Source organism: Actinoplanes sp. M2I2, from assembly GCF_023544445.1.
GTDB lineage: Bacteria > Actinomycetota > Actinomycetes > Mycobacteriales > Micromonosporaceae > Actinoplanes.
Genome location: NZ_JALPVJ010000032.1, coordinates 72,719 through 87,363, shown reverse-complemented (window position 1 = coordinate 87,363; position 14,645 = coordinate 72,719). Strand labels below are relative to the sequence as shown.

At 68.0% G+C, this 14,645-nt stretch carries 9 protein-coding genes; 4 read left to right on the top strand and 5 right to left on the bottom strand.

Annotated elements, in window-relative coordinates; all coding sequences use genetic code 11:
• Positions 1–593: 593 nt before the first annotated feature.
• Positions 594–947 carry a hypothetical protein gene (locus HJC40_RS41045; protein WP_250009076.1) on the top strand — a complete coding sequence of 118 codons (354 nt, stop codon included), beginning with the start codon at positions 594–596 and terminating at the stop codon, positions 945–947.
• Positions 948–1,571: 624 nt separating this feature from the next.
• Here the strand turns inward: HJC40_RS41045 and HJC40_RS41040 are convergent.
• Positions 1,572–2,477 (bottom strand): helix-turn-helix domain-containing protein, encoded by a 906-nt coding sequence (locus tag HJC40_RS41040; RefSeq protein WP_250009075.1) that lies wholly within the window; start codon positions 2,475–2,477, stop codon positions 1,572–1,574.
• Positions 2,478–2,719: 242 nt separating this feature from the next.
• On the opposite strand from HJC40_RS41040, the gene HJC40_RS41035 reads away from it, so the two are divergent.
• Positions 2,720–3,754, top strand: coding sequence for an aldehyde reductase (locus tag HJC40_RS41035; protein ID WP_250009073.1), 1,035 nt, complete (start codon positions 2,720–2,722; stop codon positions 3,752–3,754).
• Positions 3,755–4,036: 282 nt separating this feature from the next.
• Here HJC40_RS41035 and HJC40_RS41030 read toward each other — a convergent pair whose 3' ends face one another.
• The 3 genes from HJC40_RS41030 to HJC40_RS41020 form a co-directional block, all read right to left on the bottom strand.
• Positions 4,037–5,218, bottom strand: coding sequence for an SDR family NAD(P)-dependent oxidoreductase (locus tag HJC40_RS41030; RefSeq protein WP_250009072.1), 1,182 nt, complete (start codon positions 5,216–5,218; stop codon positions 4,037–4,039).
• A 521-nt stretch (positions 5,219–5,739) separates the two neighbouring features.
• Positions 5,740–7,917, bottom strand: coding sequence for an MMPL family transporter (locus HJC40_RS41025; RefSeq protein ID WP_250009071.1), 2,178 nt, complete (start codon positions 7,915–7,917; stop codon positions 5,740–5,742).
• A gap of 357 nt (positions 7,918–8,274) precedes the next feature.
• A complete protein-coding gene (locus tag HJC40_RS41020; protein WP_250009070.1) occupies positions 8,275–9,129 on the bottom strand; it encodes a helix-turn-helix transcriptional regulator in 855 nt (284 codons plus the stop codon).
• A 338-nt stretch (positions 9,130–9,467) separates the two neighbouring features.
• Between HJC40_RS41020 and HJC40_RS41015 the strand changes: the two genes are divergently transcribed.
• Positions 9,468–11,708 carry a xanthine dehydrogenase family protein molybdopterin-binding subunit gene (locus HJC40_RS41015; protein ID WP_250009069.1) on the top strand — a complete coding sequence of 747 codons (2,241 nt, stop codon included), beginning with the start codon at positions 9,468–9,470 and terminating at the stop codon, positions 11,706–11,708.
• A 140-nt stretch (positions 11,709–11,848) separates the two neighbouring features.
• Positions 11,849–13,018 carry a monooxygenase gene (locus HJC40_RS41010; RefSeq protein WP_250009068.1) on the top strand — a complete coding sequence of 390 codons (1,170 nt, stop codon included), beginning with the start codon at positions 11,849–11,851 and terminating at the stop codon, positions 13,016–13,018.
• Between the two features lie 567 nt (positions 13,019–13,585).
• Here the strand turns inward: HJC40_RS41010 and moaA are convergent.
• Positions 13,586–14,623, bottom strand: a complete 1,038-nt coding sequence (gene moaA / locus HJC40_RS41005; protein WP_250009066.1) for a GTP 3',8-cyclase MoaA — start codon at positions 14,621–14,623, stop codon at positions 13,586–13,588.
• Positions 14,624–14,645: the final 22 nt, after the last annotated feature.

Genomic DNA, 14,645 nt, shown 5'->3' with positions numbered 1-14,645 from the left:
CGTGTGGACACGCCGCACCCTGCTGCCGCACGCCGGTACTGCTACGGCGCCATGCCGATGTCTTGAGACATACCTATTCCGATGACGCGAGACACCCTATTCCGATGTGCTGAGCCAGGACACTGTCAGCCCGACAAAGTGTCAGAAGGCTGGTCCGGATCTTGGGCCAGCCTTCTCCGCGTTTCTAGGGACCACAAGAGTCAAGTAGTGCCTGTGGTGGCTCGCCTTGACCGCTGGTCAAGCCGTACGTCGGTCGGGTGCTGAGTTGGTTGGGTATCAAGGCGCGGTCGCCAATTCGCTCGGCGTGCTGGCAGCCATCGGATGGCCCGGCCTTCGGGCTGGGGCCGCCGTCGGATATCGCTCGGCGCGGTGGTCGGAAGTTTCTCCCGACCCTCGTTTCCATGCGTCCGTCAACGGGGTGAGGGGGTCACCGACGAAAGCGACCGGATCTCTGCCGTGATCGGAGACGGCGCTGGGTAGGCCCGTCACTCGCTCACGGCCCGAAGCATCGATGAGCGCCCCGAGGTCGCACCGACGAACCTGAGCTCGCATACTCACGCCAGCCATGCTGGTTGTGCGGAAGGTTGGTTGACATGACGAACACAGTTGCGGGCTTGGCCCGGACGGGCGCGCCGGATTGGTGGTCGGTAGGGACCGTGCTCGTCGCGAACGGCGCTCTGGTGACGTCGATCCTCTCTGGCCAGTTGCGTCAGGCCACTGGAGGAGGCGGCGGGTTCGTGCCGGTCGACTTTCTGCTCGGCCCGGTCGGGCTGGGCGCTCTCACGGTTGGACTGGCCGTGGCATTGTCAATCGCGTGGCGTCAGCGCGCTACAGCTGGGTCGCCCGCCGCCGGGATCGGTCGAGGGATCGGGGCCACCGCGCTCGGTTGGGCACTCGCGTTCGGGCTCGACGTCGCCGCGGCGATGGTCGTCATCCTGCTCGCCTGAATGTCGGTCTGACCCGCTCCGCGGAATCCGAAGATGAGCGAGGGCTGAGCAGGCACTCCTCGGGTCGCCCAGCTCGCCGTTGGCGTCAGTGACGCACCGTCTGCCGGGGTATACACCTGAGCTAAACGGCGACATCAAACGCCATGTGGCGCAAAGGAATCCGGGCACGGCCGAGTTGACCGCCGCCGCGACTGCGGTCCGCCGCTCGGCGGGTCGCGTTCGAACCGCCTCGCATCCTGGCGGGTAAGGGGTCCGCGGTTGGTGAGGCTGTGTTGGGGACCATATGGGGACCACACGCTACGGACGCCAGCGCACGGCCTGAACACTTGACCGTCCCATGAACGGCGCGCATCGTGCTTGACGTGCGCAAAAACCGTCGACAATGGCCTGGGGTCAGGGGGCCGCCGATTCAAGTCCTGTCAGCCCGACATGACAAAACGTAGCTGGCCTCTTGTATTTCTAGGCATCGATGCAACGCTGGCGGCGTGACACGTATTTTCGTACCTACGCGCGTGCGGTTTACGCCGCGTCCTGGATGATCTTCTTGGCTTGCTCGCTCTTGTCAGCCTTTGAGTTCTCCGTTGGAATCGATCTTTCTTCCTGACCCTTGGCTCAGCAGAGCGTTCATGGTTTGGGCGGTCGGATCGCGACACGACGAGCTTCCGTATCGGCGATGCCGAACCTCGATGCGACGATCTGGGCACTGTTGTGAGGCGTCATCGCTGCGGAGCTCAGCAGCGCCAGTTTGTCTGCGTCGGCTGTGTCGGCGACGGGATGAAAGATGACGAGCATCATGCCGTCGGTCTGGCTGAGGTGCATCTTTTCTCGGTCCAGGTGCAGTTCGCCGACCAGGGGGTGCAGGAAGGTGACCCTCGCTCTGCCGCGTGGGCGTACGTCGTGGCGGCTCCATAACCGGCGGAACAGCGGGCTGGCGAGGGAGAGTTCGCCGACGAGTTCGATGGACCGGGGATCGTCGGTGTGGGTGCCCACGGCGCCGCGGAAGCTTGCTACCAGAGCGGCGGCGGCCGCTTCCCAGTCCGGCCACAGCGCCTGTTCGCCGGGGTCAAGGAACATGTCTCGCAGCCGGTTGCCGCCCACGCTCAGGCGCGGTGACAACGCGGTGGCCAGGGGGTTGGCGGCGAGGACGTCGAGATTTCGGCCTTCGATGAAGGCCGGCAGCGGAAGCGTCGCGACCAGACGGGCCGTGGTCGACGGCACGATTTCCTTGCGGGGACGCTGCCGGGTGCGGGGCTTGATGGCAGCAAGATTCAACAAGTAGTGCTTCGTTTCGTCATCGAGGCGCAGGACACGGGACAGGGACTCCAGTACCTGGGTCGAAGGACTGCGGTCACGGCCGCGTTCCAGGCGCAGGTAATAGTCGACGCTGATGCCGGCGAGCATCGCGACTTCCTCCCGCCGTAGGCCCGGGACCCGCCGTGGACCGGTTACCGGCACACCAGCGTCTTCCGGCGTGACCAGCTCGCGCCGTGCGCGCAGGAAGGCACCGAGCGGGTTCGACTCTTCCGTCATGCCCCTGAGGGTAGGGCAGAGTTGCTGCAGGTGAGGGGGCCCTGCCGGACCCCCGGACAGCCGGGATCCCTGACCCGCCGGTCCGATCGTCGGAACGGCGATGCGCCCGTAAGCCGAACCTCCGCCGCCCAGCGTCGTGGGAGGTCCTGCGAGGACCTCGGCTGATCAGGGCTCTGGTTGGAGCCAGGCGCCCACCGCATCGTTGGGGCAGGCACGATTCCACCGATAAATGCGGAGCGACAATGATTCAGCAGCGTGTTCTTGTCACGGGTGGCTCCGGCTTCATCGCTGGTCACATCATTCTGCAGTTGCTCGAGCAGGGTTGTCAGGTCCGGGCCACCGTACGGTCGCTGAAGCGGGAGGACAGCGTACGGGCGATCCTGCGCGATGCGGGAATGATGAACGACGAGCATTTGAGCTTCGCGGCGGCGGAACTCATGGATGACAAGGGTTGGCCGACGGCGGTGGCCGGCTGTGACTTCGTGATCCATGTGGCCTCGCCGGTGCACACCGACAACAGCGGTGACGAGAACGACGTGATCACTCCGGCCCGCGAAGGCACTGTGCGGGTATTGCGCGCGGCCCGCGACGCGGGCGTGAAACGAGTCGTGCTGACCTCGGCGTTCCACGCGATCAGCTGGGGGCACCAGCACCGCGACCGCCCGTTCACGGAGGAGGACTGGTCCGTGCTGGACGGCCCGGGCGTGGACGCGTACGCCAAGAGCAAGACCCTGGCCGAGCGCGACGCTTGGGATTTCATCACCAACGAGGGCAACGGGCTGGAGCTGACCACGATCTGCCCGGTTGCGGTCGTCGGGCCGGTTATGGGCAAGGACATCTCCGGTACCAATCACATCGTTCAGCGGAGCCTGGACGGCAGCATGCCCGGCTACCCGAACGTGTACATCCCGTTCGTCGACGTCCGCGATGTGGCCGCCGCTCACCTCCTCGCGATGGCCACACCCACCGCCGCCGGGCAGCGTTTTCTGATCTCGGCCGGAGCAGCCATGGCGATGAAGCAGGTCGGCGCGCTGCTCAAGGCCCATCTGGGCGACGCCGCCAAGAAGGTACCGACCCGCAGCATTCCCAACGCGGTCGTGCGCCTCGCGGCAATTTTCAACAAGGAGTTCCGGCCGATCGTGCCTGATCTCGGGTACGCCAAGAAGGTCTCCAACGCCAAGGCTCAGCGCGTCCTCGGCTGGCACCCCCGCGACACCGACGAGGCGATCCTCGCCGCCGCGACCACCATGATCCAGAAAGACCTGATCAAGAAATGAGCGAGATGACACCACACTCGATGCTCCGGGCGGCTCGGTGGACGTCAGCCACGACGCTGGGATCCCGCGCAACGCCACGCGTTTCGCCGGCATCGATGCGAAGGCCATGACCGCTCGGGGACTCACCGGCGCCTGCCGACTGCCGAACCGCCGGTGATCGGGAACGGCTTCTTGCGCGACGGACCGGGCTCAGCCGCCTCCGCTACGGCGGTGTGGGCGATGAAGACGGAGACGGCGGACGATCAATGATGAGCACCTGGCTCTGGCGTCGGCCGGCGCCGATCAGCGGAAGGAGACGTCACCGAGACGTTCCAGCGTCTCCCAGTACGTCGCGGCCAGCCGGGGATCCCGAGCGTTTTCCGGGAGAATCGCCACTCCCGGCAGACCTCTGGTGGTTCCCAGCCCCTTCGGGCCGTAGTAACCGCCCCCGGTGGCCTGCGGCGACGTCGCGGCGTACAGCAGCGGCAGGGCGCCCTGAGCAGGGTCCTGCCACAGCATGGGGATGTACCGCCACCGGAAGCCTTCCGAGCTGTCCAGTCCCGGTCCGTCCAGGACGATGCTGGTACGGGCGACACCCGGATGCGCGGCGATGCTGGTGAGCCGCCAGCCGGATGCCTTGCTGCGGCGCTCACACTCCATGGCGAGCAGCAGGTCGCCGAGTTTGCTGTCGTCGTACGCGCGCGCGTAGTCGTACCCCGTCTCCTTCTGCAGGTCGTCGAAGTTGATCCCGCCGGCGTGGCCACGCGAGCTCGACATCCAGACGATCCGGGGGCTGCTGCCGTTCTGCAACAGTGGTCGCAGCCGGGCCGACAACACGAACGGACCGAGGGTGTTGGTGGCGAAGACCCGCTCGAAGCCGTCGATACTCACCTCGCGCGTGGCACGGCCCATGACACCGGCGCTGTTGATGAGCAGGTCGAGGCGGTCACCCGCGGCTTGCATACGCGTTGCGAAGGCACTGATCGAGCTCAGATCAGCCAGGTCGAGCGTTTCGAATCGCACACTCGCCCCCGGCGCCGCCGCTTGGATCCGGCGAACGGCTTCGTCGCCGCGCTCCTTGTTGCGCGAAGCGATCGTCACGTCCGCGCCGGCGACCGCGAGCGCGAGCGCCTGGTGGTAGCCCAGCCCGCTACGGCCGTCTCGTGGGTAACCGTTGGCGCCCGTCACGATCACCCGCCGGCCGTTCTGCGGCGGGATGTCGGCAGCGGTCCAGTCCGGCAGCTCTGCTCCCGCTGCGGTCAGCCGGCCGCCACCGAAGCCCACCACGCCGGCCGTGACCCCGAGGGCGGACATCCGCAGGATGGACCGCCGGGACAACCTCCGGCGCGCTGTGCTTTCGCTCCGTTCATCGCCTTTGTCATGCCGTTCGTCTTCCTTGTCCTTCTGCATCGTCGGCTCTGTCATGGTGGTGTCCTTCTCAAGTAGCAGATCGTCGAGGTTTGCGGAGAGGTCGTGCGGGCCCACCAGCAAACGGATTCGGTTCGGTCGCGGCGGTGCACGACGCTGTCGGGAGGGTGCGGTGCACGACGCTGTCGGGAGGGCCGAGTGCGGCCGGGGCTGCCGTGTGGGCGTCGACGGGCGGACAACGTTGACTCGCGGCCGTTCATCGTCGCGTCGGCCGGTGCCGGATCGGCGGCCCGGGAGCTCCTCCGGGTCACCGTCGCGTCGTGCCGGCGTCCTCCAATTATGAGGCCGGGCAAGGGAATCGGCGGGATGTGAAGGGGGGATGGGTGGTCCGTGGTTGAAGTGCCGTTGCGGTCCGGGTTCCTGCGTCGGGGTGACGATCAGGCCCGGCGCGCACATCTCGTCGGGTGCGCACGGCAGCTCGATCGGCGCCATCAAAGCTATCGACACCAGCGGAAGGGTGCTCGGGGTGACGTGCATACACGGACCGTCGATCCGCCCCGGGTCACGCCGGCCACCGCACGAACGGCAGGACCAGCGGGACGCACATGATGCGTCCCGCCGGTCCTGTCCCCGGGAGGCTAGGCCCTGGCGTGGGTGGGGGCGGCGGCGATGGAGTCACCCGCATCCTGCTCGTGACGCGGGTCTTCGCCGTCTTCGTCGGTCTCGGCCTCGATGGTGGGAAGCAACCGGTCGAGCCACCGGGGCAGCCACCAGCTGTGGGCGCCCATGATCGCCATGGTGGCGGGCACGAGGACCAGCCGGATGACGGTGGCGTCCAGGAGGACGGCGACAGCCATGCCGAGGCCGAGCTGCTGGACGACCAGTTCCGACTCGGTGGCGAAGCCGAGGAAGACGACGACCATGATGGCCGCGGCCGCGGAGATCACCCGGGCGGTGCCGCTGAGGCCCCGGGTGACGCTGGCGCGTGCGTCGTTCGTCTTGAGCCAGCTCTCCCGGATCCGCGACAGCAGGAACACCTCGTAGTCCATCGACAGTCCGAAGAGGATCGCGAACATCAGAATGGGAATCCAGCTCGAGACCGGCATGGCGTGATCCAGGCCGACCAGGCTGATACCCCAGCCCCATTGATAAAACGCTGTCACCGCACCGTACGCGGCCCCGACCGACAGCAGGTTCATGACCGCGGCCTTCAGGGGCAGGAGGACAGAACGGAACATGGCCGCGAGCAGCAGCATCGACACGAGCACCACGAAGCCGACCACGAGCCAGATCCGGGTGGCCAGCATCTCGGCGATGTCGGACAGCAGTGCGGTGTAGCCGGTGAATTCGACGTTGTCGAAGTCGGCGCGCAGGGTTTCCAGCAGCTCGGGTGTCTTCTCGTCAGCGGCCGAGAACGCCGGCTGAACCTCGAGAACGGCCACAGCGCCGTCGGGCGACACGACCGGCGGGCTGACCAGGGCCACACCGTCGACCTCGCGCAGGCGCGTGGCGGCGTCATCGACTCCGGCGTCGCCGACGGTGGCGCGATCCACCACGGCCGTGAAAGGCCCGTTCGCGCCCGGACCGTACTCGGCGGCCACGACGTCGTAGGCCTTGCGGGCCGTGCTGTCGGCGGGATTGTTCGAGATGTCCTGCGGCCACGTCCGCATCGCCAGCGTCGGTGCCGCCAGCGTCAGCATGAGCAGCAGGGCAGCCATCGCCCAGGGCACCGGCCGGCGGCCGACGACCGCTGCCCAGCGAGCGGTCAACGGTTCCCGAGCCGGCCGGGGCCGCCGCGGCGGCAGACCGCGTCGTTCCCGCCGCGGCAGCAGCCGGCGGCCGAGTGCGCCGCACAGCGCCGGCACGAGGGTGAGGGAGGCGGCCGCCACGGCTGTCACGGCGATGCCGGTTGCCAGACCGAACGAGGAGTAGATGGGCAGGCCCGCGAACGGCAGCCCCATGAGCGCCACCAGCACGGTGGCGGAGGCGAACACCACGGAACGCCCGGCTGAGGCGAGCGCCCGGCCGGCCGCCTCGGACACCGGTAGTCCGTTCCGCAGGAACTCCAGATGCCGAGTGACGAGCAACAGCGCGTAATCGATACCGACGCCCAGGCCGACCATGGTGGCGACCGTCGGGGCGGTGGTGCTCACGTTCATCGTGGCGGCCAGCAGGAGCACACCCGCCGTCGAGACGCCCAGCCCGGTCAGCGCGACGACCAACGGCAACCCGGCAGCGACCACTGTGCCGAGCACGATGGCCATCAGCACGAGCGCGACCAGGATGCCGATCAACTCTCCGATTCCCTCGAGAGGGCCCATGACGGCCGCGATCTGGCCACCGAACTCGACCTGCAGACCGGCGTCCTCGGCCGGGGCGGCGGCCGCCTCGAGCGGCTCGAGACCGGCGCCTGCGGCCAGATCGGGATTGGTCACGGGCACGTCGTAGGCGACCGTGAGCAACGCGGTGTCCCGGTCCGCCGACCACCGGGGTGACGTGACCGACGACACGTGATCGAGACCGGCGAGGCGGCCGGAAAGACTGGTGACGTCGGCGGCGTTCAGCTCTGCGCCGGCGGGGTTGTGGACCACGACCTGGGCCGACGTGCCACCGGCGGCTGAGCCGGGGAAGTGCTCGCGCAACTGCTCGATCCCGGTCTGGGCGCGGGCTCCGTCGATGTCGAAGTCGTCCTGCGTGGTACCGCCGAAGGCGCCGGCGGCCACTGCCGCTGAGACAGCAACCAGCACCCACACGGAGATGGTGCGCCAGGGATGGGCCGACGTCAGTCGGCCGAGTTGATACAGCAGGCGATTCAAGATGCACTCCGGTGATGAGGATTTGCGCAGGGACGATGAATGCGTGCCTTGCGGTGCCGCCGCGAAATAGCGATGCGGCGGCCGGGCATGGCTTGCACTGCACCGATGTCTACGTCAGTTCGGGATCAACAATTGCTGCGTTCCCGCGTCATTCGCCGAATGTGATCGGCCGGCCGCGGTGTCGCATTGTTTCTATCCGAGGGCCGGTGGCGGTAGCCACGGAGCGTTGATCCCCCTCTGCCGGCGGAACGCGCAGTCCGTGAGGTGGGACAGCGCGATCGGCGCGGGTCGCCTCATGCCGACCGGCGTCGGTCAGAGCACCTCATCGATGCGCCGGGCGACGGGTCCGCTCGCAGGTCACTCCGATTGGACCGAATCGCGTGCGTCCACGCCGACCGCGGACAGCAACTGCAGCTTGTCGTAGCTCTCGGAACCTGGCGTGGCGGTGTAGACGAGCAGCCGGTGCTGCTGGCCGGGGTCGAGCAGAACCTGGCAGTTCAACTCGAGTCTGCCCAGCTCCGGATGGATGAAGCGCTTGACATCGTGACGCTGGTGGCCGACCTGGTGGTCGTCCCACAGGGTGCGGAACTCCTCGCTCTCGGCCAGCAGCAGGTCGGCCAGCCGTGCTGCCTGGGAGCCGGGGCCGCGCATGGTGACGGTCCGGCGGGCTTGGGCGGCGAACAGGCGGGACTGGAAGGCGTGGTCCTCCGGTTCGTACATCCGGCGGGTCGCGGGATCGGTGAACCAGCGGTACGCGATGCTGCGGGCCGGACCGCGGAGGCCGGCCGTGTCTCCGGTGAGCGCGACACCGAGGGAATTCTGCCGCAGCGTCTCGCCGAGTTCGGTGACGATCTCGGCCGGTGTGTCGTCCAGGCGGTCGAGCACCCGCAGCAGGCCGGGACTGATGTGCTCGCTCAGGGCGCTGCGAATCGGCGGATTCTGTCCGGCCAGCCGGAACAGGTGGTCCCGTTCGTCGAGGGAGAGATGCAGTCCCTGGGCGATCGAGGCGAGCATCTGGGTGGACGGCTGAGGTCCCCGCTCGCGTTCGAGCCGCGCGTAGTAGTCGGTGGACATGTGGCAGAGCGACGCCACTTCCTCTCGCCGTAACCCGGCGGTTCGGCGGCGCTGTCCCTTCTGCAGACCGACATCCTCAGGCTGCAGCGACTCTCGGCGGCGCCGGAGGAACTCCGCGAGTCCGGCTCGGTCGATCACTTGTCGTCCCCCTCGGTGTCGCCTGAAACGTCCCCTTGTTTCTTACCGTCTCCCCGTGGTCGTAGCCACGGCCTGTCGATCCGCGTCTCCGGGGCATGAACAGCTGATGTGACTCTGAGTCATTTAGCGACCACGTGAAGTATTAATCGCTGGCTCCCCACGAGAATCGGCCGGCTCCGCATCCTCGGATCAGTGGGTCCTGGAACACGACCGTGCCCGCGGCAAGAGTGGATGCACGCCTCAGCCGTCGAACGCCGCCAGGTCGAGCCGCCGGTACGCGCCGGGCCGCCCCTTCGCCGATCACGTCCGTTCATTACCTTCAGCAGTCAGGAGTCACGATGACCGTCTCATCAGTCGGACGCGAGGTTGACCGGGTCGACGGCCGGGAGAAGGTCACCGGGCGGGCGACGTACGCGGCCGACTACCCGATCGAAGGTCTGGCGTACGCCTATGTCGTCACCAGCACGGTCGCCCGCGGGCAGATCCGGGAGATGGACATCGCCGCCGCGCTCGACGCCCCCGGTGTTCTCGCCGTCTACAACCCGGACAAGGAGAACGGCAGAAACCTGGGCCTCGTCCTGCCCCCGCCCGCGCCGCCACTGGGCAACATCGAGAGCTTCGTTCCTCTGGAGGACTGGCAGGTCCGCTACCACGGCCAGGCGATCGCCGTCGTCGTGGCCGAGACGTTCGAGCAGGCCCGTGACGCTGCGGCACTCATCACCACCACGTACGACACGGCGACCGCCAGGCTGTCCTTGGAGGCCCAGAGCCCGGGTGTGCCGGCACCGGTCGTACCCAACTTCCCACCGTTCAACTTCACGAAGCTGGCGTCCGGTGTCGCGTCGATCGACGCGGCCCTCGCCGACAGTGACGTCGTCATCAACTCCACCTTCCACCAGCCGATTCAGCACCACATCGCGATGGAGCCCCATGCCTCCATCGCCTCGTGGGCGGGAAACGACCGGGTCACTGTCTACACCGGATCGCAGGCGCCCATGCAAGCCCGGCAGTTGCTCGCGGGAAGGCTCGGCCTCCCGGCTGCCAATGTCCGGGTCGTGTGCACCTACACCGGTGGGGGCTTCGGCGGCAAGGTGATGTCCTGGAACGACAGCATCCTCGCCGCCGGCGCAGCCCGGAAACTGGGCCGGCCGGTCAAACTGGCCATGACCCGCGAGCAGGTGTTCACCATGACGGGGCATCGAGGCGAGGTCAACCACACCGTCAGGCTCGGCGCGTCGCGCGCCGGTGTCCTCACCGTGCTCAGCCACGACTGCGACTCCGTCCTCCCCGCGGTGGGTGGGTGGCCGATGTTGCCGGCCCACCAAGTCTCGGATGCGCTCTACAAGACCCCGAATCTGCACGTCGGCCAGAGGTGGGTCCAACTCGACATGCCGCCCACGTGGGCGCTGCGGGGACCCAACGAGGCGCCGGGGGCGTTCGCGCTCGAGACCGCCATGGACGAGCTGGCCGTGGCGACCGGCGTGGACCCGGTCGAGCTGCGCTTGCGCAACTACGTCACAGCCGGGCCGGAGAACGGTCTCCCGTGGTCGAGCAAGCACCTCGACGACTGCTACCGCATCGGTGCACGACGCTTCGGCTGGTCTGCCCGTAGAGCCCAGCCGCGGAGCCGCGTCGACGGAGAATGGCTGATCGGTATGGGGATGGCCTCCGCCATCTACCCGGTTTCCCGGCAGCCGGTCAGTGTCCGCGTCGAGCTCCTCCGCGATGACACCGCTGTCGTTTCCACCGCGACCAGTGACATGGGCACCGGCTCGTTGACTGTGCTCGCGATCACCGGCGCCGACCGGCTCGGCATCCCGGTCCGCAAGGTGACTCCCCGGCTCGGCGACTCGGATCTGCCGCCGGGCGTGACTTCCGCGGGTTCCCGGACGACGCAGAGCACCGTGCCGGCGGTCCATGCTGCTGCCGACGCCGCGGTGGAAGAGCTCAAACAGCTTGCGGTGAGTGAGGCGCAGTCGCCCTGGCGCGGCGCCGATGTCGCGGACCTGACGTTCGACAACGGGCGGCTTCGCGGAGCGGGCCACTCGATGACCTTCGGACGTCTCCTGACGATCGTCGGCAAGAAGAGTGTCGAGGCAACCCGGAACGTGGAGCACGCTCGTGAGACGGTCGGCCGGTACTCATGGCACAGCTTCGGTGCCCACTTCTGTGAGGTGCGCGTCAATCGCTTCACGGCGGAGGCCCAGGTCGCGCGTTTCACCACGGTTGTGGACGTGGGACGCGTCATCAACGCCCAGACCGCCCGCAGTCAGCTCGTCGGTGGCGTCATCTTCGGTATCGGCCAGGCTTTGATGGAGGACAACCCGCTCGAGCTCCGGACGGGGCGCCTGGCCGCCTCCAACATGGCTGACTATGCGGTTCCGGTCAACGCCGATGTTGCGAAGATCGACGTGCACGTGCTCGATCGACCCGACCCGCAGATCGGTGGCCTGGGCTCCCGCGGCCTCGGCGAGCTCGGTACGGTCGGCTCGGCGGCGGCTATCAACAACGCCATTTTCAACGCCACCGGGATTCGTGTACGCGAAACCCCGGTCACCCTCGACAAGCTGCTGAAGTAGGGCGAATGCGCGGCACCCACCGGGTGCCGCACATTTCATTTCCGGCTCGTTCGCATGTCGGCCGACGACGGCACCCATTCGAAGGTGCGCATCAGCCGCTGAACCCGTTGTCCAGGAACTGCCCCGGAAAGGACGAGACGATGAGACATCGGAACTCGCTCACTGTGCGGCGGCTGCTGTCCCGCACCGTGGTGGCGACGGTCCTGCTCTCCGCGACGGCGGCGTGCAGTGGCCCTGCCGTCGACGAGCCGGCAGGAGCGGGCCACGCTCACCCCGTGATCGGCAGCTCGACACCAACGCTGCGGGCCGGGGAACAGTTCGTCCAGCTGCGGATGGCAGCGCCCTACACCCCCGCCCCGCCCGAGCGCGCCAGTGACGACTACCGCTGCGTGGTCATCGATCCCGACGTCCAGCGCCCGGTGTTCCTGACCGGCGTACAGTTTCAGCCGCAGCACGCGGCCATGGCCCACCATGCCATCACGTTCGTCGTCCCGCCGGGGGCCGCCGACACGGTCCGGGCGATGGACGACCGGGCGCCGGGGGAGGGCTACACCTGCTTCGGGATGGACGGCCCGGTGGCCTCCTCGACCTGGGTCGATACGTGGACCCCCGGGGCCACGGAGACCCTGCTCGACGGCGATCTGGGTTATCCCATGGAGCCGGGCAGCCTCCTGGTGGTCCAGATCCACTACAACCTGCTCGGTGCTGACGAGCACACGGTGGCCGATCAGTCCAGCGTCCGGTTGCGGCAGAGCAACGGCACCGCACGTACCGTGCCGTTGGACACGTTGCCGCTGGCGGCGCCGATCGAGTTGCCGTGCGCAGCTGACGAGTCCGGACCGCTGTGCGACCGGGCTGCAGCGGTCGCCGACGTCAATGAGCGGTTCGGCACCGAGATCGGTGCCAGGGCCGACTGGCTGCTGCGGATGTGCGGCCACGGCGCTCCGCGGCCGGCTAGCCGGCAGACCTGCGACACTCCGGCGCCCGGTGGGGTAACGGTGTACGCGACCCGGGGACACATGCACCTGCTGGGCCGATCCATCAAGGTGGAGCTGAACCCGGGCACGCCGGAGGCGAAGATCCTGCTGGACGTCCCTGATTTCAACTTCGACGACCAGGCGTTGCACGTCCTGCCGGACCCCGTCACCCTCGAGTCGGGCGACACGTTGCGTACGACCTGCAGCTTCGACGTCGGCTTGCGCAAGCGCCTGCCACAGCTGAGGCAGTTGCCGGCCCGGTACGTCGTCTGGGGCGAGGGAACTGCCGACGAGATGTGTGCACCGCTGCTGACCGTGTCGCCGACGACATGAGGCCTCCCGAGGACAGCGATCTCCGGCCGGGCTTCCGCCGCCGCGAGGCAGTCCTGCTATTGATTGCCGCTGCGTTCACGGGCGCCGGCGTTGCGCTGGCCGGTGTCGGCGGACCTTCCGCAGTCGACACGACTTTCGGGATCAGCCAGTTGCCGGCAGCGCGATGTCGGACGCCGGTAACCGTCGTGGTGAGCGGGGCCGGTGATCGGCCGGCCGTGGAGATCTTCGTCGGCGCCGGCCACGCTCCGGTGAGCGATTCGGGAGGAAAGCGGTAGTGAGGCGTCGTACGGGGAGTCCGCGTAACAAACAGGCAGACCTTTCGATTCCTGCTGCTGCTCTCAACGCCATGTGGGATCTCGTGCGGCGACGCAGGGGGCGTTGACCTCCATCCCCGCATCATTCGATGGAGCCGCCGGCGCCCGCATCGGAACGCGGGGCTGCTCGGCCCCGACCTCGGATACGCAAGGAAGACCTCCAACGACAAGGCACGGGATCCGGAAAAGGTCGTTGTCGCCGCTGCCGTTGCCCAGCCCTGTGGCATGACCCTGAGACAACCTCGCGTGAGACTCAGCCGCCGATCGCGGACATCGGTCGCGTAGGTTGGAGGAACGAGGGGTCGTCGATGCCGTGGCCGGCCCGCTTGCCGCGCATGGCGGTCTGCCACGCCGAGGCCAGTTCGCTGTCAGTGGCACCGGAGCGGAGAAGTGACCGGAGGTCGCTCTCGGTGGTGGCGAAAAGGCAGTCCCGCACCTGACCGTCGGCGGTGAGGCGGGTGCGGTCGCAGTCGCCGCAGAAGGGTTTCGTCACGCTGCCGATGACCCCGACCCTGGCCGGTTGGCCGGCCGCGTCGACGTGGCCGGGCACCAGCCAGGTCTCGGCCGGTGCCGTTCCGCGAGGTGCTGGATCGGCCCGCAGCCCGTACGGCTCGAGATCGGCCAGGATCTCGTCGGCGGTGACCATGGATTTCCTGTCCCACTGATGCTGGGCATCGAGCGGCATCTGCTCGATGAAGCGCAGCTGGTAGCCGTGCGCGAGAGCGAAGCGGAGCAGTTCAGGAGCATCGCCGTCGTTGAGGCCCCGGATCAGCACCGCGTTGATCTTCACGGGAGTGAGTCCGGCCGCGGCCGCCTGGGCCAGGCCGCGGAGGACGTCGGCGAGCCGGTCCCGCCGCGTCAGCTTGTGGAACCGCTCGGCGTCGAGCGTGTCGAGTGAGACGTTCACCCGGTCCAGGCCGGCGGCGCGCAGGGGAGCGGCGAGCCGATCGAGCCCGATGCCGTTGGTGGTCAGCATGAGCTGGGGGCGCGGTTCGAGCCGCGCCGCCGACTGCACGATGTCGACAAGGCCGCGGCGCAGTAGCGGCTCGCCTCCGGTGAACCGCACCTGCTTGACGCCGAGCATCTCGACGGCGACCCGGATGAGCCGGATGACCTCGTCGTCGGTCAGTTGTTGCTCGCGGGGCTGCCAGGCCAACCCCTCCGCGGGCATGCAGTAGGTGCAGCGCAGGTTGCAGCGATCGGTCAGCGACACGCGCAGGTCGGTCGCTACCCGCCCGAACCTGTCGGCCAGCGGGGCCACAGGGGACGAACCTCGATAGTCCACAGCCATGGGGTTCCTTTCCTCGACAGCA